Source organism: Exiguobacterium sp. s36, assembly GCF_018618345.1.
GTDB lineage: Bacteria > Bacillota > Bacilli > Exiguobacteriales > Exiguobacteriaceae > Exiguobacterium > Exiguobacterium chiriqhucha.
Map to the genome: position 1 here is coordinate 1 of NZ_JACSLW010000005.1, position 18064 is coordinate 18064.

Annotated in this window: 16 protein-coding genes, 2 rRNA genes and 1 riboswitch; all 18 genes read left to right on the top strand. The window is 53.8% G+C overall.

The features are described 5' to 3' along the window. Positions 1-83, top strand: a 23S ribosomal RNA gene (locus KNP95_RS11145); the annotation flags it as partial. Positions 84-141: 58 nt separating this feature from the next. Further along, positions 142-257: ribosomal RNA gene (rrf, locus tag KNP95_RS11150) — 5S ribosomal RNA — on the top strand. Between the two features lie 82 nt (positions 258-339). After that, positions 340-531 carry an NETI motif-containing protein gene (locus tag KNP95_RS11155; protein WP_021065189.1) on the top strand — a complete coding sequence of 64 codons (192 nt, stop codon included), beginning with the start codon at positions 340-342 and terminating at the stop codon, positions 529-531. A gap of 140 nt (positions 532-671) precedes the next feature. Next, positions 672-773: riboswitch (purine riboswitch) on the top strand. A gap of 69 nt (positions 774-842) precedes the next feature. Continuing rightward, a complete protein-coding gene (gene purE / locus KNP95_RS11160) occupies positions 843-1331 on the top strand; it encodes a 5-(carboxyamino)imidazole ribonucleotide mutase (protein WP_021065190.1) in 489 nt (162 codons plus the stop codon). After that, positions 1331-2425 (top strand): 5-(carboxyamino)imidazole ribonucleotide synthase, encoded by a 1095-nt coding sequence (gene purK / locus KNP95_RS11165; RefSeq protein ID WP_214837136.1) that lies wholly within the window; start codon positions 1331-1333, stop codon positions 2423-2425. The genes purE and purK overlap by 1 nt, the downstream gene beginning before the upstream one ends. Beyond that, the gene (gene purB / locus KNP95_RS11170) at positions 2422-3714 is read left to right on the top strand and encodes an adenylosuccinate lyase (protein WP_021065192.1); all 1293 of its coding nucleotides are present in this window, start codon (positions 2422-2424) and stop codon (positions 3712-3714) included. The genes purK and purB overlap by 4 nt, the downstream gene beginning before the upstream one ends. Positions 3715-3762: 48 nt before the next feature. After that, positions 3763-4467: a phosphoribosylaminoimidazolesuccinocarboxamide synthase gene (gene purC / locus KNP95_RS11175; protein WP_021065193.1), complete on the top strand. Its 705-nt coding sequence runs from the start codon at positions 3763-3765 to the stop codon at positions 4465-4467. Beyond that, entirely contained in the window at positions 4464-4706 is a 243-nt protein-coding gene (purS, locus tag KNP95_RS11180; RefSeq protein WP_214837140.1) for a phosphoribosylformylglycinamidine synthase subunit PurS, read from the top strand. Before purC ends, purS begins: the two co-directional genes overlap by 4 nt. Continuing rightward, on the top strand, positions 4703-5383 hold the full coding sequence (gene purQ, locus KNP95_RS11185) for a phosphoribosylformylglycinamidine synthase subunit PurQ (protein WP_029596116.1): 681 nt from the start codon (positions 4703-4705) through the stop codon (positions 5381-5383). Before purS ends, purQ begins: the two co-directional genes overlap by 4 nt. Next, positions 5367-7586 (top strand): phosphoribosylformylglycinamidine synthase subunit PurL, encoded by a 2220-nt coding sequence (gene purL / locus KNP95_RS11190; RefSeq protein ID WP_214837143.1) that lies wholly within the window; start codon positions 5367-5369, stop codon positions 7584-7586. The genes purQ and purL overlap by 17 nt, the downstream gene beginning before the upstream one ends. After that, positions 7562-8971 carry an amidophosphoribosyltransferase gene (gene purF / locus KNP95_RS11195; RefSeq protein WP_058765678.1) on the top strand — a complete coding sequence of 470 codons (1410 nt, stop codon included), beginning with the start codon at positions 7562-7564 and terminating at the stop codon, positions 8969-8971. The genes purL and purF overlap by 25 nt, the downstream gene beginning before the upstream one ends. Before the next feature lie 12 nt (positions 8972-8983). After that, complete coding sequence (gene purM, locus KNP95_RS11200) at positions 8984-10018, top strand: phosphoribosylformylglycinamidine cyclo-ligase (protein ID WP_021065198.1); 1035 nt, start codon at positions 8984-8986, stop codon at positions 10016-10018. Continuing rightward, entirely contained in the window at positions 10015-10593 is a 579-nt protein-coding gene (gene purN, locus KNP95_RS11205) for a phosphoribosylglycinamide formyltransferase (RefSeq protein ID WP_021065199.1), read from the top strand. Before purM ends, purN begins: the two co-directional genes overlap by 4 nt. Beyond that, complete coding sequence (gene purH, locus KNP95_RS11210; RefSeq protein ID WP_214837146.1) at positions 10590-12110, top strand: bifunctional phosphoribosylaminoimidazolecarboxamide formyltransferase/IMP cyclohydrolase; 1521 nt, start codon at positions 10590-10592, stop codon at positions 12108-12110. Before purN ends, purH begins: the two co-directional genes overlap by 4 nt. Positions 12111-12123: 13 nt before the next feature. Then, entirely contained in the window at positions 12124-13377 is a 1254-nt protein-coding gene (purD, locus tag KNP95_RS11215; RefSeq protein WP_214837149.1) for a phosphoribosylamine--glycine ligase, read from the top strand. 99 nt (positions 13378-13476) lie between these two features. Then, positions 13477-15762 carry a bifunctional diguanylate cyclase/phosphodiesterase gene (locus KNP95_RS11220; RefSeq protein WP_353048991.1) on the top strand — a complete coding sequence of 762 codons (2286 nt, stop codon included), beginning with the start codon at positions 13477-13479 and terminating at the stop codon, positions 15760-15762. A gap of 179 nt (positions 15763-15941) precedes the next feature. Beyond that, on the top strand, positions 15942-17684 hold the full coding sequence (locus KNP95_RS11225; RefSeq protein ID WP_131472918.1) for an adenine deaminase C-terminal domain-containing protein: 1743 nt from the start codon (positions 15942-15944) through the stop codon (positions 17682-17684). A 67-nt stretch (positions 17685-17751) separates the two neighbouring features. Then, positions 17752-18057, top strand: a complete 306-nt coding sequence (locus tag KNP95_RS11230) for a YerC/YecD family TrpR-related protein (RefSeq protein ID WP_021065204.1) — start codon at positions 17752-17754, stop codon at positions 18055-18057. Positions 18058-18064 lie beyond the last annotated feature (7 nt).

An 18064-nucleotide genomic window follows, 5' to 3' on the forward strand; every position in this document is an offset into this window, starting at 1 on the left:
AGACGATGAGGTAGATAGGTCATGGGTGGAAGCACGGCGACGTGTGGAGCTGAATGATACTAATCGGTCGAGGCTTTGATCTAGTCTAATGGTTTGTGTGAATTGATGAGTCTTCAGTTTTGAGAGAACGATCTCTCTATGTCTGGTGGCGATGGCGAAGTGGTCACACCCGTTCCCATGCCGAACACGGAAGTTAAGCACTTCAGCGCCGAAAGTAGTTGGGGGTCTCCCCCTGTGAGGATAGGACGTCGCCAGGCAAACGGTGGTTCTGGAGCATTCGCTCAAGGGCCGCCGCTTTTTTATTTATATCGTGATTCAAATGAAAGAGAGGAAGAACAGATGGCCAAAAAAATCAAAGTATACGTCGAGCCAAACGAGACAATCGATGACTGTTTAAATCGAATTGCTCAAATGGGGTATCGCCCGGTACGTAGGATTGAAAAGCCTGTCTTTGAACAAACGGGAACCAAAGACGAACCTGTACATTCCCATCAATCGATTTTGTTTGAGTGCGTTGCTCTCGAATCATAATGCCAAACCGTCACGAATGCGTGGCGGTTTTTTTGTATTTCAACAACACTAAAGACGAACGATAAATATTCAGACAATTAAATTGTTCGCATTTTGTTGACATGTTTTGAATGAACAAGGTACGATAGGCGTGTGAGTTAATAACAAATTAAATAGTGCTCCATATAATCGCGAGGAAATGGCTCGCAAGTTTCTACCTGATCGCCGATTCTGATCAGACTATGGGGTATAGTCGACATTTTTTTGTCGTGGCCTATACCCTAAACTGGTTATTCGGTTTAGGGATTTCTTTATTTAAGGGGGACATTTGAATGAAGGCAACGGTAGGTGTGATCATGGGTAGCTCGTCTGATTGGGAAACGATGCGTCATGCTTGTGACATCCTGGAAGAGTTGAGTATTCCATATGAAAAACAAGTTGTCTCGGCACATCGGACGCCGGACTTAATGTTTGAATATGCTGAAGAGGCCCGTGCGAGAGGCATACAAGTCATCATTGCAGGCGCAGGAGGAGCAGCCCATTTACCGGGAATGGTCGCAGCGAAAACAACGCTTCCTGTCATCGGAGTGCCTGTTCAATCTAAAGCGTTAAATGGACTTGATTCCTTGCTCTCGATTGTTCAAATGCCTGCAGGAGTACCAGTAGCAACGGTCGCTATCGGACGTGCCGGTGCGACAAACGCGGCCCTACTCGCCGTTCAAATCCTCAGCCTGCAATTCCCCGCACTAGTTGAACGCCTAGATACGTATCGCCAAGCGAAGCGCGATATGGCACTTCAAGCAACGGAGGAACTGATCTAATGAGAATCGGCATTTTAGGTGGAGGTCAGTTAGGTCGAATGATGTCTCTCAGTGCGAGTGCTATGGGGTACGAAACGCTAAGCCTCGATCCAAACTCAAACGCGCCCGCCGCTCAGGTCGCACCAAGCATCGTCGCTGCATTCGACGACGTAACGGCAGCACGTGAACTTGCACATCGTTCAGACGTCATCACCTATGAATTTGAGAACATCGATACGGCGATGATTGAGGCCATTGCTGACAAATGTCCTCAAGGGATGGATGTCTTGAAGGCGACACAGCATCGAATCTTTGAAAAACAAATGATTGAAGGGGCAGGTCTTCAAGTCGCACCGTACGTTCCAGTCCGTTCCGTCCGTGATGTCATTCGAGCAAGAGACGTGTTAGGTTTTCCGTTCGTGATTAAGACGTGCCGTTTTGGTTATGACGGTAAAGGTCAAATCGTAATACGTTCAGAACAAGACGTACGCTCGTTCACAGATCAGTTCGAAGAGACGGAATATGTGGCCGAAGCTTGGCTTCCTTTTAAAAAAGAAATCTCTGTAATCGTGACGAGAGGGACGCACGAGACGACGACGTTCCCCATCAGCGAGAACATTCATCGAAACAATATTTTACATCTTTCGATTGTACCGGCACGAGTGGAGCCTGATATTTTAGAAGAGGCGCGTCATTTGGCCCTCCAACTCGCTGACCACATCGGATTGATCGGTACGCTTGCGGTTGAGTTGTTCATTATGGAAGACGGTTCATTGTACGTGAATGAACTTGCGCCACGCCCTCACAACTCAGGGCATTACACGATTGATGCCTGTGAGACATCACAGTTCGAGCAACACATTCGGGCAATCACCGGGATGAAGCTTGGACGAACGACGCTTTACACACCAATCGTCATGGTCAACCTGTTAGGCGAACATATGGACGAGCTGAACCCGCAAACGTTACCGTCGAATGTTAAACTACATTTGTATGGGAAAGAAGAAGCGAAGCAGGGGCGGAAAATGGGACATTTGAACGTGATTGCTGCTTCCGTCGAAGAAGCGCTTCAGACCATCGAACAATTGGCAATTTGGAAGGAGACCGTTTTATGATTTCACGTTATACCCGTCCTGAGATGGCGGCGATTTGGACAGACCAGAATAAATTTGAAGCATGGCTCCAAGTAGAGCTGTACGCCTGCGAGGCGTGGAGCGAACTTGGTATCATCCCGAAGGAAGATGTCGCCGTCTTATGGGACAAGGCATCGTTTGATGTCGAACGCATCCTTGAAATCGAGCAAGAGACACGTCATGACGTCATCGCATTCACCCGTGCCGTCTCAGAGACACTCGGTGAAGAGAAGAAGTGGGTGCATTACGGACTGACTTCGACAGACGTCGTCGATACGGCCTTATCGTACTTGATTAAGCAAGCGAACGATATTTTAGAAGCTGACATCGACCGTTTCATCGACATCCTCGCTGAAAAAGCTAGAGCACATAAGTATGACATCATGATGGGCCGTACACACGGTGTCCACGCAGAACCGACGACGTTCGGATTGAAGCTCGCCCTTTGGTACGAAGAGATGAAGCGCAACAAGAAACGGTTCATGGCAGCCCGTGAGACGATTGAATTCGGTAAGATGAGTGGTGCGGTCGGTACGTTCGCAAACATCGATCCGTTCATCGAATCGTATGTGTGTGACAAATTAGGGATTCAAGCAGCACCGATTTCGACGCAGACGTTACAACGTGACCGACACGCCGAATACATGTCCACGCTCGCATTGATTGCCACATCGATTGAGAAGATGGCGACAGAGATTCGCGGCCTCCAAAAGACAGAGACACGTGAGGTCGAAGAATTCTTCGCCAAAGGACAAAAAGGATCGTCAGCAATGCCGCATAAACGTAACCCGATCGGTTCAGAGAACATGACCGGCTTGGCCCGTGTCATTCGCGGTCATATGGTGACGGCATATGAGAACGTCCCACTCTGGCATGAACGTGACATCTCACACTCATCAGCAGAACGGATCATTCTTCCGGATGCGACGAGTCTCCTCAACTACATGTTGAACCGCTTTGGCAATATCGTGAAGAACTTGACGGTCTTCCCGGACAATATGCGCCGGAACATGGACCGGACGTTTGGCATTATCTTCTCCCAACGCATCTTGCTCGCGTTGATTGAAAAAGGATGGTCGCGCGAAGCCGCTTATGATGCCGTTCAACCGAAGGCGATGCAAGCGTGGGAAGAAGAGACGATGTTCCGCACCTTGATTGAACAAGACGCCGAGATGGGCGCACTCTTCACGAGTGACGAGCTCGACGACCTATTCGACCCGAGCCATCACGTGCGCCGTGTCGATGTCATTTTTGAACGCTGTGGTTTGTGATCGTTGAGGGGCTTCATGCCCCTCTCACTTTTAAGGGGGACGATACAGATGGAAGCAATCTACGAAGGTAAAGCGAAAGCGTTATTTGAGACTGAAGAACAGGGTGTGCTCCGCGTTTATTATAAAGACGACGCGACAGCATTTAACGGGGAGAAGAAAGAATCAATCGCCGGCAAAGGCGTGTTGAACAATGCCATCACGACGCGCTTGTTCGAACTCATGCACGATAACAAGATTCCGACGCATTTCATTAAGCGACTATCGGATCGCGAGCAGCTCGTGCGCCGTGTCGACATCATTCCGCTCGAGGTCGTCGTTCGCAACGTCGCCGCCGGAAGCCTTGCCAAACGACTCGGTTGGGAAGAAGGGACACCGCTCCTGTCACCGATTGTCGAGTTTTACTATAAAGATGACGCACTCGGAGATCCACTCTTAACGGAGGATCATATCCGTTTACTGCAAGTTGCCACACACAAAGAAGTCGAAACATTGCGACAACTTGGTCTGTGGGTCAACGATGTGTTGCTCGATTTCTTCAATGAACATGGCATCGATTTAATCGATTTCAAACTTGAGTTCGGTAAAGTCGATGGCACGATCATCCTTGCCGATGAAATCTCACCAGACACGTGCCGGCTTTGGGACAAAGAGACGAAACAAAAGCTCGATAAAGACGTTTTCCGCAGAGACCTTGGATCTCTGACAGACACATACAGCCAACTGTTAACACGCATAGGGGGAATGGACCGATGAAAAAAGTAAACGTGTACGTGACATTACGTGAAAGTGTACTGGATCCACAAGGCGTCGCCGTAAAAGGTGGGCTCGAACATCTCGGTTTTACAGGGGTAGAGTCGGTACGCATCGGGAAAGTCATCGAGCTTCAAGTGGTAGATGAGACGACCGAAGCGATGGTGCGTGACATGTGTGAGAAGTTGCTCGTCAACACGGTTATCGAGAACTATCGAATCGAGATGGGGGTACTCGCATGAAATTCGCTGTCATCGTCTTCCCCGGATCGAACTGTGACCTCGACATGTATCATGCCGTAAAAGATGTCCTCGGCGAAGAAGCGGACTATGTGTTCCATACGGAAACGTCGCTTGATGGGTACGACGGTGTGCTCCTACCAGGCGGTTTCTCATACGGGGACTACTTGCGCTGTGGTGCCATCGCCCAGTTCTCACCGATTATGAACGAAGTGAAACGATTCGCCGAAGAAGGGCGTCCAGTGCTCGGCGTCTGTAACGGATTCCAAGTGCTCGTCGAAGCGGGACTCCTACCGGGCGTATTGATGCGCAACCGTGATTTGAAGTTCATGTGCAAGACAGTCGAATTGAAAGTCGAAACGAACGAGACGATGTTCACGAACGATTATGAGCTCGGGGAGACGATTCAAGTCCCAATCGCGCACGGGGAAGGCAACTACTACTGTGACGAGGCGACACTCGAGACGCTCCGAGCGAACGGGCAAATCGCCTTCACGTATACCGACAATCCGAATGGATCGGTCGCGAATATCGCAGGAATCACGAACGTACAAGGTAACGTACTCGGAATGATGCCACACCCGGAACGAGCGGTCGAAGCACTCTTAGGCGGGGAAGATGGCAAACGATTATTCACTTCGATGGTGAAATGGGGGACTCGACATGCTACTTACAACTGAACCGACAGCAACACACATCCGTGAAGAGCGACTTTACGCCACGATGGGCTTGACCGATGAGGAATACGCGCTCGTCGTCTCACTGCTCGGTCGTGAGCCGAATTACACAGAGATCGGGTTATTCTCGGTCATGTGGTCTGAACACTGTTCGTACAAAAACTCGAAGCCTGTCCTCCGGAAATTCCCGACTACTGGGAAACACGTCCTTCAAGGACCTGGGGAAGGTGCCGGCATCGTCGACATTGGCGATGGCCAGGCCGTCGCATTCAAAATCGAGAGCCATAACCATCCATCGGCGATTGAGCCGTACCAAGGTGCGGCGACAGGTGTCGGCGGGATTATCCGCGACATCTTCTCGATGGGCGCGCGACCGGTCGCACTCCTCAACTCGCTCCGCTTCGGAGATTTGAACGAATCACGTGTGAAACATCTTTTCGGCCACGTCGTCTCCGGCATCGCCGGTTACGGCAACTGTGTCGGCATCCCGACGGTCGGTGGGGAAGTCGCGTTCGACCCGGCCTATGCCGGCAACCCGCTCGTCAACGCGATGTGCGTCGGACTCATTCGCCATGAAGACATTCAAAAAGGGATTGCCGAAGGTGTCGGCAACTCGGTCATGTACGTCGGCGCAACGACAGGACGCGACGGCATTCACGGGGCGACGTTCGCCTCGGAAGAACTCGGTGAGGATGCGGACGAGAAACGCCCGGCCGTCCAAGTCGGGGACCCATTCATGGAGAAACTGTTGATTGAGGCGTGTTTGGAAGTCATTAAGCACCCAGCCCTCGTCGGGATCCAAGACATGGGAGCGGCTGGTCTCACGTCGTCTTCGGCCGAGATGGCATCGAAGGCAGGCATGGGTATCGAGATGAACCTCGACCTCGTCCCACAACGCGAGGCTGATATGACGCCTTACGAGATGATGTTGTCCGAGTCACAAGAGCGGATGCTTCTCGTCGTCAAGGCAGGGCATGAAGATGAAATCGAAGCAATCGTCACGAAGTGGGGACTTCATGCGATCAAAGTCGGTGTCGTCATCGAAGAAAAAATACTCCGTCTTCTCCATCACGGGGAAGTCGCAGCCGAAGTACCGGTCGACGCGCTCGCAGAAGACGCACCGGTCTACCATAAGCCGTCGAAAGTACCGGCATATTATGAGACGTTCCAAGCGATGGCACCGGTCCAACCGGTCGTCACGGACGTACTCACGACATGGAAAGACGTGCTCGCCATGCCGACGATTGCCTCGAAACGTTGGGTGTATGAGCAATACGACCATATGGTCCAAACGTCAACTGTCGTCGCGCCAGGAAGTGATGCGGCCGTCATCCGGATTCGCGACACAGACAAAGCACTCGCGATGACGACGGACTGCAACGCCAAATACGTGTACCTCGACCCACGTGTCGGTGGTGCGATTGCGGTCGCAGAGGCAGCGCGCAACATCGTTGTCAGCGGCGCCACACCGCTCGCCCTCACGGACTGCTTGAACTTCGGTAGCCCGGACAAGCCAGAAGGGTTTTGGCAGCTCGATCAAGCTGTCGAAGGGATGGCAGAAGCGTGCCGTGCCCTCAACACACCAGTCATCGGTGGGAACGTTTCGCTTTACAATGAGTCGAACGGGACGGCGATTTATCCGACGCCGGTCGTCGGCATGGTCGGCTTGATTGACAAACCGGAACATATCACGACGTCGTTCGCGAAAGCAGCAGGCGACATCATCTTCTTGCTCGGGGAGACAAAACCTGAGTTCGGTGGCAGTGCGCTTCAAATGTTGCAAGACGGTCAAGTGAGCGGACAGGCGCCGACGCTTGACCTGGAGACGGAGAGCCGTCAGCAACAAGCGCTCCTCGCAGCAATCCGGGAAGGACTTGTCACGGCGGCCCACGACGTATCGGAAGGTGGACTCGCCGCAGCACTCCCTGAACTCGTGTTCGGCACGGGCTTCGGCGCAGACGTCACAGTCGACACAGATCTCGTGACGACACTTTTCAGCGAATCACAGTCACGGTTCCTCATCACAGTCGCGCCACATCAGGCCGATGCGTTCGCGAAGTTGACGAAGGCGACACGCATCGGACAGGTGACAGACACGCCACAATTGACGGTGCGTGCGAGCGACCGCCTAATCGAAATGGACGTCACGGAACTTGAACGGGTATGGGAAGGAGCTATTCCATGTTATATGACATCCGAGGCATGAACGAGGAGTGCGGGGTATTCGGGGTATTTAATCACCACGAAGCGTCACATCTCGCCTACTACGGCCTCCACAGCCTGCAACACCGGGGACAAGAAGGGACAGGCATCGTCACGGCTGACGGCGAGCGCTTGCACGCCAAACGCGGGCTCGGCCTCGTCGCTGAAGTGTTCGACGAACCGTCGCTCGATGCATTGACCGGGCATCACGCTATCGGTCATGTCCGTTATTCGACGGCAGGCGGCAACACGCTCGAGAACGTCCAACCGCTCCACTTCAAGTCGCTCACGGGCGATTTGGCGATGGCGCACAACGGGAATCTCGTCAACGCCAACGAGTTGAAACATATGCTCGAAGCGGAAGGTGCGATTTTTCAGACGACATCTGACACGGAAGTCGTCGCCCACTTGATTAAGCGGAGCCGCGGCAACTCGATGAAAGAGCGAATCGCGGATAGCTTGGCTCGTCTCGTCGGAGCGTTCGCCTTCCTCTTCTTAACGGAAGACGCGCTCTACGTCGGAGTCGATGTTCACGGATTACGTCCGCTCTCGCTCGGCCAGACCGAGGACGGAGCCTACGTGTTCGCCTCAGAGACATGTGCGTTCGACGTCGTGGGGGCGACGTACGTACGTGATGTCGAGCCAGGGGAACTCCTTATGATCACGCAAGACGGGATTGTATCGGAGCGGTACAGCGAGGCCTCGGTCCGCGCGATGTGTTCAATGGAATACATCTACTTCTCGCGGCCGGACTCGATCATCGATGGCGTCAACGTGCACACGGCCCGTAAGGCGATGGGGAAAAAGATGTTCGACGAGGCACCGGTTGAAGCGGACGTCGTCACCGGCGTCCCTGATTCGAGTATCTCAGCGGCCATCGGTTACGCTGAGGCGAGCGGGATTCCGTACGAGATGGGACTCATCAAAAACCGATACGTCGGCCGGACGTTCATTCAACCGTCGCAAGAGTTACGGGAGCGCGGCGTCAAGATGAAACTGTCGGCGCTGCGAGGTGTCGTGAACGGGAAGCGGGTCATCATGGTCGACGACTCAATCGTTCGCGGGACGACGAGCCGACGCATCGTCAAACTGCTCCGTGAAGCCGGGGCGACCGAAGTGCATGTGCGCATCACGTCACCACCGATCAAGCATCCGTGCTATTACGGCATCGATACATCATCAAAGGAAGAGTTGATTGCGGCCACCAAATCCATCGAAGAGATTAAAGAAGAGATTGGGGCCGATTCACTGGCGTTCCTCACATTGGATGGGACGGTCGAAGCAATCGACCGGCCGTTCGAAGGGAACTTGCGCGGGCAGTGCGCCGCTTGCTTCACCGGACTTTATCCAACTGAACTGGCGGAACTTGTAACAGAGACAAAAGCTTGAGGGGGACTGACGATGAGTTTAAGATATGAACAAGCGGGTGTGAATTTAGAGGCAGGCTATGAGGCAGTATCACGCATGAAGCGTCACGTTGCACGGACGATGCGTCCAGAAGTGATGACCGGGCTCGGTAGTTTTGGGGCGATGATTGACCTTGGCTCGATGCAGTTGAAACATCCGATTCTCGTCAGCGGAACGGATGGGGTCGGCACGAAACTCAAACTCGCGTTCGCGCTCGACCAACATGATACGATTGGAATTGACTGTGTGGCGATGTGTGTCAATGACTGTCTCGTCCACGGGGCCGAACCGCTTTATTTCTTAGACTATATCGCGACCGGAAAAGCGGAACCGGCCAAACTTGAGCGCATCGTCGCAGGAGTCGCCGAAGGCTGTGTCCAAGCGGGCTGTGCCCTCGTTGGAGGCGAGACGGCCGAGATGCCGGGGATGTATCCGGACGGCGAATATGACATCGCCGGATTCGCCGTCGGTGTCGTCGAGAAGGAAGCACTGATCGATGGACGGACGATTGAAGCGGGGGACATCGTCCTCGGACTCGCATCATCGGGTGTCCATTCAAACGGATTCTCGCTCGTCCGCCATATCGTCGAATCGCAAGGGCTCGCCTACACTGATGAGATCGCCATGCTCGACACGACGCTCGGGAACGCCCTTTTGTTGCCGACGCGCATCTATTCCGAGGCGGCGAAAGCGGCCATCGCGACGGGGCGTGTCCAAGGCATGGCCCATATCACGGGCGGCGGTTTTTACGAGAACGTGCCACGCATGCTGCCGGAAGGCCTCGGTGTCACATTCGACGCATCGAATTGGCCGAGCCTGCCCGTGTTCGACTGGCTCGAACAAGTCGGGCACGTCTCGAAACAAGAGATGTTCAACGTGTTCAATATGGGTATCGGCTTCATGATCGCAGTCCGTCCTGAAGATGTCGAAGCTGTCGAAGCTGCGCTCGAGCGCGCCGGAGAGACGTCGCATCGCATCGGGAAAGTCGATGCCAAACCGGGTGTCCGCATCATGGGGGTCGACCAGTGAAAAAATTTGCCATCTTCGCCTCCGGGTCCGGTAGCAACGCCGAAGCGATTTGGCAAGCCATTGACCGAGGCGACTTGTCAGGGGAATGCGTCCTGCTCGTCACGGACAAACCAGAAGCGAAAGTACTCGAGCGGGCCGATCGGTTCAACATCCCGACCTTCTCGTTCGAACCGAAGACGTACGCCTCAAAAGCGGAATTCGAACAAGAAATACTCGTCCTACTACAGGCACTCGGCGCCGACTATATTGTCTTGGCCGGGTATATGCGGTTGATTGGGGACGTGCTGCTTACCGCGTATCCAAAGCAAATCATCAACATCCATCCGTCGCTCTTACCGGCGTTCCCTGGAAAAGACGCCATCGGTCAGGCGCTCGCGGCGAATGTGCCGACGAGCGGGGTCACGGTTCATTACGTAGATGCCGGGATGGACACGGGACCAATCATCGCCCAACAAGACGTCGCCATCGCAGGCTGTGATGCGGCCGAAGCGGCAAGACGCATCCAAGCGGTCGAGCATCAGCTCTATCCGCGCGTACTACAACAAGTGTTTATCCAACAGGAGGTTTTCAAGTGAGAGCATTACTGAGTGTGTCAGATAAAACAGGAATCGTCGAGCTCGCGCAGGCGTTGCATGAAGCGGGCATCGAACTCATTTCGACAGGCGGGACGGAAGCAGCGCTCATCGCAGCCGGCCTTCCGGTAAAAAACATCTCAGCAGTGACGTCGTTCCCAGAGATGCTCGACGGACGCGTGAAGACGCTCCATCCGCTCGTTCACGGTGGCCTGCTCGGACGCCGCGATTTGGACTCGCACGTCGAACAGATGAGAGACCACGACATCGAGCCAATCGACTATGTCGTCGTCAACTTATACCCGTTCAAAGAGACGATTGCGAAAGAGAATGCGACGTATGAAGAAGCGATTGAAAATATCGATATCGGTGGACCGAGCATGCTCCGTTCAGCCGCGAAAAACCATGCTAGCGTGACGGTCGTCGTTGACCCGGCCGACTACGGTCATGTGACCGAAGCGGTTCGTGCCGGCGGGACGACGTTCGAAACACGTCAACGTCTTGCCACAAAAGCGTTCCGTCACACGGCGGCGTATGACGCCTTGATTGCCGACTATTTAGGGCAGCAGATCGGCGAGACGTTCCCGGAACAGCTCACGGTCACGTATGAGAAAGTACAAGACCTCCGTTACGGGGAAAACCCGCACCAGCAGGCAGCGTTTTATAAGACGCCGCTCTATCACGGGATGACGCTCGCGAACGCGAAGCAACTGCACGGCAAAGAACTCTCATATAACAATATCCAAGATACGAATGCGGCGCTCGAGGCGCTCAGCGAATTGACGGAGCCGGCAGCGGTCGTCGTCAAACATATGAACCCGTGCGGTGTCGCTGTCGGACAGACAATCAGCCAGGCGTTCTCAAGAGCCCATGCGGCCGATCCGGTCTCGATTTTTGGAGGCATCGTCGCCTTGAACCGTGAAGTCGATGTGGAAACGGCAGAGGCGCTCCGCAACATCTTCCTAGAAATCATCATCGCGCCATCCTTTAGTGAGGCAGCACTTGACCGATTGAAAGAGAAAAAGAATCTTCGGTTATTGACGCTCGACATGGGCCAGATGACAGGGATGCGCTTGACAGCCGTCGCGGGCGGTCTCCTCGTACAAGATGGGGACGACGTCACACTCGATGATGCGTCATGCCAAATCGTGACGGATCGTCGTCCGACGGCGTCTGAATGGGAAGATTTGAAACTTGCGTGGCGTGTCGTGAAACACGTGAAATCCAACGCCATCGTCGTCGCCAAAGACGAGACGACAATCGGCATCGGTGCGGGACAGATGAACCGCGTCGGCGCGGCGAAAATCGCTTTCGAACAAGCAGGGGAACGTGCTCAAGGGGCCGCTCTCGGTAGCGATGCGTTCTTCCCGATGGGCGATACGGTCGAGGCTGCGGCTGCGGCCGGGATCACGGCCATCATTCAACCGGGCGGATCGATTCGTGACGAAGAGTCGATCGAAGCGGCGAACCGTCACGGCATCACGATGGTGTTCACGTCAGTTCGACACTTCAAACATTGAGAGGAGCGATAAGATGAACGTACTCGTCATTGGACGTGGCGGCCGTGAACACGCGCTCGCCTGGAAACTGGGACAAGACGGACATGATGTGTTCGTCGCCCCAGGTAATCTCAATATGGACGGTGTGACGTGCGTGCCGATTGAAGAGACGGATGTCTCGGCCCTTGTTGGGTTTGCGAAGCGCGAAGGAATCGACTGGACGATTGTCGGCCCCGAATCGGCCCTGATGGCCGGTGTCGTCGATACGTTCCAAGCAGAAGGTCAACACATCTTCGGACCGACGAAAGCGGCAGCGCTCCTCGAGGGTAGCAAGGCGTTCGCCAAAGAAGTGATGCGCGAAGCAAATATTCCGACAGCGGGATATGATACGTTTACCGACGCAGCGTCGGCGCTACGTCATATCGATCAGTCGGAAGCCCCGCTCGTCGTCAAAGCGGACGGACTCGCTGCCGGGAAAGGCGTGACCGTCGCGTTCACACTCGATGAGGCGCGGGCGGCGATTCACGACATCTTCGGCACCGATAAGTTCGGGGATCAGTCCCGTGTCGTCATCGAAGAGTTTTTAGACGGGGAAGAGTTCTCGCTCATGGCGTTCGTCTCAGGCGAGCACGTCATCCCGATGATCACGTCACAAGATCACAAACGTGCGTTTGACGGCGACAAAGGGCCGAATACGGGTGGCATGGGCGCATATAGCCCGATGCCTCATCTCGACGATGCCGTGTACACGGAAGCGGTCGAGCGCGTGCTCTTCCCGCTCGCGCGGACGATGGTCGAACGAGGTACTCCGTTCGAAGGGTTCTTGTATGCAGGCCTCATCTTGACGGCGGATGGCCCGAAAGTGATCGAGTTCAACGCTCGGTTCGGCGATCCAGAGACTGAGGTCATTCTCCCGAACTTGGCATCGCCTCTCCTCGACGTCATCGAGGCGGTCGTGGACCAGAAACCGTATCCGATTGAATGGGTGGAAGGCTATACGATTGGAGTCGTCGTCGCGGCAGAAGGCTATCCTGATCGAGCGACGACCGGACAGGTACTATCAGGCTTCGGTGACTTACGAGACGATGTGCTCGTGTTCCATGCGGGCACGACCCGTGACGGGGCGGACATCGTCGGCAACGGGGGACGCTTGTTCGTGCTCACGTCGACAAAACCGACCTTGCTCGAAGCAAAACATGCCGTCTATGCGGCACTCGAACAACTTGATTTGCCACAGACGTTCTACCGTCGAGACATCGGGGGACGGGCGTTGGCACGTATTTTTTAAAGGATGGGTCAACCCGTCCTTTTTTTCATGCGAAAAGAAGGGAATTCACGCTTCCTGCTCTACAATAATGGAGTAGATTGAAGGAAGAAGGTGGTCGACGTGCGCATTCGGACGAAGCTCATGATTGCGGTGGCCGTGAATATAGTCGTGTTTGTCGGAGTCATCTTTTTTGGGGTCCGCCCTTATTTTATCGAGAAAAGCATGGAACAAGATCGGCAGACGGTCGAGAGTCAAGTCGCGAGCGTGTCAGAGACGCTCGCCAATCGGAAGCATACGCTCGAGCGCACACTCGTCGATTGGGCCGTCTGGAATGACACGTACACGTTCGTTCAACGACGGAACGCCTCCTATGTCCAAAGTAACATTAGCGAGGAATCGCTTGAAAACTTGAGCGTCAATGCCATCGTCTATTTGGACCGGGACGGAGAAGCGTTCTACTCGTCGTTCCGTTCAGCGAGCACGACGTTGTCTAAAACCGATCAACAAACGCTCATCAAGGCGGTCACTTCTCGATTAAGCAGTCAGGAAGGTACGCAAAACGGCATCTATGCGAGTGATTTCGGTCCGACGCTGTACGTCAGTCACCCGATTTTACGAAGTGATAGTAGTGGTCCAAGTCAAGGTACGCTCGTCATGATCGAGTTCGTCGACCCGGCATTTCTGGCGGACATGAGCACCCAGACGAAAATTCCATTGACGATTCAACCTGCGCGTCAAAATCAGACGGTTATCACGGATGGCGATGCGGGGACCGAGGTCGTGATTCCGCTTGGCACCGTGTTTCAACAGTCTGATTTCGAAGTCAAATTCACCGTCGAACAAACACATTATGAAAATACGGTGGCGATGTTGCGACTCGGGATGATTGCCCTCGTCGTCCTTGGGCTCGGTCTGTTCTTTTCGTTGCTGTGGACGATTCACCGGGTCGTGATTCGACGTCTCATGGAAATCGTCAGTGAGTTGAAAGTGATCACGCTCGAACGGGATAGTCGGCTCCGGCTCAGTCGTGATGCGAACAGCCACGATGAGATTGAACAGATGGCGACGAGCATGAATGAAGTGCTCGCGGCACTCGAAGACACACGTGCCGAAGTGATTGATCGGGCGTTTCGTGACGCGTTGACATTGCTCCCGAACCGGCTCGCGCTTGAGGACTACTTCTCGAACGTACGCGGCAAACAAGACCAAATCGGGGTGCTCGGTTTGGACTTGGACGATTTCCGGCGCATCAACGACCAGTACGGACACCGGACAGGCGACGCCGTCCTGATTTATATCGCTTCCCGACTCAACTTTTATAAAGAAGACGGATTTGTCGCCCGAATCGGTGCCGATGAATTCATGTTCGTCCACCCAAGCTGGACGCTCGAACAATTGCAGCCGGTCGCCCGGCGTTTGATCAAAGACTTGAAAGATTGGGCCGAAGTCAACGGGGTGAAGGGGATGGCGGCGACAATCGGTATCGATGTGTTCACTTGTGCCGAACCGCACCATACGTACGAGATGATGATGGGACGGCTCGATGTCGTCATTCATGAGGCAAAACTGTCAGGAAAGAATCGAGTGCTCACGTTCCAAGAAATCGAGGATGGAAGCCACTACTTACAGACGCTCGAGATGGAGCGTGACTTGCGCCATGCGCTCGAACATGATGAATTCGAACTGTATTATCAACCGATCGTGTCGCCGCGACCGTTTGCCGTACGTGGCGTCGAGGCGCTCATTCGTTGGAACCATCCGACGAAAGGTCAAATCTCACCTGGACTCTTCATCCCTGTCGCCGAACAGCTCGGTCTCATCTCTGATTTGGGTCGTTGGGTGCTCGAACAAGCGGTCACAGAGATGAAAGACCACGTGGAACGACATCACTTGTTCCTTTCGATTAACGTGTCGAAGCGCCAAATCGCCGACGGTTCGTTTTTAGCTTCATTAGAACGAGTGTTGATGAGTTCGAGATTTGACCCTCACCGTCTCCATGTGGAAATCACCGAGAGCGAGGTCGGCGGCAATTTATACGAACTTCAGCAGTTCATTCAATCGCTCAAGGCCATCGGCGTCAAAATCTCGCTCGATGACTTCGGGGTCGGCACGTCGTCGCTGTCGTTTTTACAGTCGCTCCAACTCGACTTGATTAAAATCGACCAGAATTTCGTCAAAGGGATTCCGGAGAACACGTTCGACCGGGCGTTGCTCGAAGGGTTATATCAGACGTTCCACACGCTCGGGCTCGATATCGTCACCGAAGGAGTCGAACGTCCGGAACAGCTTGCCTTCGTGCTCGAACATAGCAGCTCCCTCATTCAAGGCTATCATTACAGCAAGCCCGTTCCGCTCGCTCAACTCGAGCATTATTTGAAAAAGACGGTCACGATGTACGATTGGTGAAGGCGTCTCCCGCGGGAGACGTCTTTATTTGTGTGAATTTCATGTGAATTCCGTTACAATGGGCAACATAGCTTGCGAGCCTTTCAGAGAAAAGGTAAACTTGAATCATATGAAAGAAAACGCTTACAAAATTATTTTCTAATAATAATGGCGAGGCGATTAAGGGAGGATTGGGTTCGATGCCACCAAAACGATCGGCGCGGGCACCGTGGTCTAAAGCGATGATTCGGTCACAATTAGAAGTCGTGAGCCAAGTCAGACCACCTTCGCTCGTATTGACGAATGCCACATACTTAAATATGTACGTCAAGCAGTGGAAACAAGCAAACATATGGATTGAGCATGACCGAATCGTCTATGTCGGGCCAGATGTACCGAAAGCTGCCGTCGAAACGGTGGATATGTCAGGGAAATACATCGTGCCGGGCTATATCGAGCCGCACGCGCATCCATTCCAACTATATAATCCGGCGACGCTGTCGAAGTATGCAGGTGAGCGGGGGACGACAACGCTCGTGAATGACAACATGCTTCTTTTTTTACAAAATAAGGAGCAAGCGTTTGCGCAACTGGAAGCGATGCAACAGCTTCCGACGAGCACGTACTGGTGGGCGCGTCTCGATACGCAGACCGAACTTGACCGTGATAGCGTTCTCGTCGACTCCGAGCGGATTCACGCTTGGTTCAATCACCCGGACGTCATCATGGCCGGAGAATTGACGGCCTGGCCACGGACGTTAAAAGGTGATGACGAGATGCTTCAGTGGATGCTCGATGCGGAGACGTGCGGTCTCCCGGTCGAAGGACACTTCCCAGGGGCTTCGGCGAAGACGTTGACGAAGATGGCGTTGATGGGTGTTCACAGCGACCATGAAGCGATGACGGCCGAAGAAGCGCTCTGCCGGCTCGAACACGGCTATACGACAACACTCCGTCACTCTTCCATTCGTCCTGACCTTCCGGGACTCATCCGTGGTCTGCTCGACGCCGGACTCGAGGCGTTCGATCATGTGATGGTCACGACAGACGGGTCGACGCCAGGATTTTATCAAGACGGGTTACAAGACGCGCTCGTGAAAATCATGATTGAGGCGGGTTTGCCTCCAATTGAAGCATACCGCATCGTCTCGTTGAACGTGGCGCGACACTTCGGGCTCGATCACGTCCTCGGTTCGATTGCGCCGGGACGCATCGCCCATCTCAATATTTTGGATGCGGTTGATGAGCCACGCCCGAGCGCTGTCATTGCCAAAGGGCAATGGATTTATCGGGACGGGACGTCCGAATTTCCGAACGAGCTCGTCGATGCGGCGCTTGCCTTGATGCCGTCGACGAACGTCGACATCGAACTGACGCCGAACGACTTATCGTTCAGCATGCCGGTCGGGCTCGACATGGTCAACTCGGTCATCATGAAGCTGTTCAAAATCACGCACGATACCGGACAAGATGAGCTGCCACGTGACGGGGACGAGTCGTTCCTCATGCTGCTCGATAAAGAAGGGAAATGGCGCCTCAATACGGTGCTGAAAGGATTCGCCAACGACTTCGGAGGCCTCGTCAGTTCGTATTCGATTAGCGGTGACTATTTGATTCTTGGGAAATGCAAACAAGACATGTTGACGGCTTTCGAGCGGATGAAGGAACTTGGCGGCGGCATCGTCCTTGTCGACCGCGGTGAGGTGATCGCGGAAATCCCGCTCCCGCTCTGTGGAATGACGTCGAAGGAGCCGGTCGAACGGTTGATTGTCCAAGAAGAAGGGTTGCGGGCCGAGCTACTGATTCGTGGATACAAATTCGAAGACCCGATTTATACGCTCTTGTTCTTGGCGTCAACGCACTTGCCATATGTGCGGGCCACACCGCTCGGGATTTACGAAGTGATGAAGAAACAAATACTATTTCCGGCGATTTTACGATGAACAGTTGAGTCCGAGCCGGTCGTGCTTTAGAATGATAAAGAAGTACGATGAGAGAGGATGCTTGCGGATGCAACTCGATAAATTACGAGGACGAGAGCTCGATCAGCTATTTGAGGCGATTTTGAAGCTCGATACACTCGAAGATTGTTATCAACTATTTGAAGATTTAGCGACCGTGAACGAAGTACAGGCGCTCGCCCAACGGCTTGAAGTAGCCCGTCAAATTCGTGAAGGTAGCACATATCATAAAATTGAAGAAGCGACAGGTGCTTCGACAGCCACCATTTCCCGCGTCAAGCGTTGCTTGAACTACGGGTCTGGCGGTTATGATCTTGCCCTTGAACGTCTAAAACAATCAGAAGGTGACTCGTAAGAGTCAT

Coding starts and splice junctions, on each gene's coding strand:
- purQ (WP_029596116.1), top strand. CDS start 4,703: ATGAAATTCGCTGTCATCGTCTTCCCCGGATCGAACTGTGACCTCGAC.
- purC (WP_021065193.1), top strand. CDS start 3,763: ATGGAAGCAATCTACGAAGGTAAAGCGAAAGCGTTATTTGAGACTGAA.
- purB (WP_021065192.1), top strand. CDS start 2,422: ATGATTTCACGTTATACCCGTCCTGAGATGGCGGCGATTTGGACAGAC.
- purF (WP_058765678.1), top strand. CDS start 7,562: ATGTTATATGACATCCGAGGCATGAACGAGGAGTGCGGGGTATTCGGG.
- KNP95_RS11155 (WP_021065189.1), top strand. CDS start 340: ATGGCCAAAAAAATCAAAGTATACGTCGAGCCAAACGAGACAATCGAT.
- purD (WP_214837149.1), top strand. CDS start 12,124: ATGAACGTACTCGTCATTGGACGTGGCGGCCGTGAACACGCGCTCGCC.
- purE (WP_021065190.1), top strand. CDS start 843: ATGAAGGCAACGGTAGGTGTGATCATGGGTAGCTCGTCTGATTGGGAA.
- KNP95_RS11230 (WP_021065204.1), top strand. CDS start 17,752: ATGCAACTCGATAAATTACGAGGACGAGAGCTCGATCAGCTATTTGAG.
- purS (WP_214837140.1), top strand. CDS start 4,464: ATGAAAAAAGTAAACGTGTACGTGACATTACGTGAAAGTGTACTGGAT.
- purM (WP_021065198.1), top strand. CDS start 8,984: ATGAGTTTAAGATATGAACAAGCGGGTGTGAATTTAGAGGCAGGCTAT.
- KNP95_RS11225 (WP_131472918.1), top strand. CDS start 15,942: ATGCCACCAAAACGATCGGCGCGGGCACCGTGGTCTAAAGCGATGATT.
- purK (WP_214837136.1), top strand. CDS start 1,331: ATGAGAATCGGCATTTTAGGTGGAGGTCAGTTAGGTCGAATGATGTCT.
- purL (WP_214837143.1), top strand. CDS start 5,367: ATGCTACTTACAACTGAACCGACAGCAACACACATCCGTGAAGAGCGA.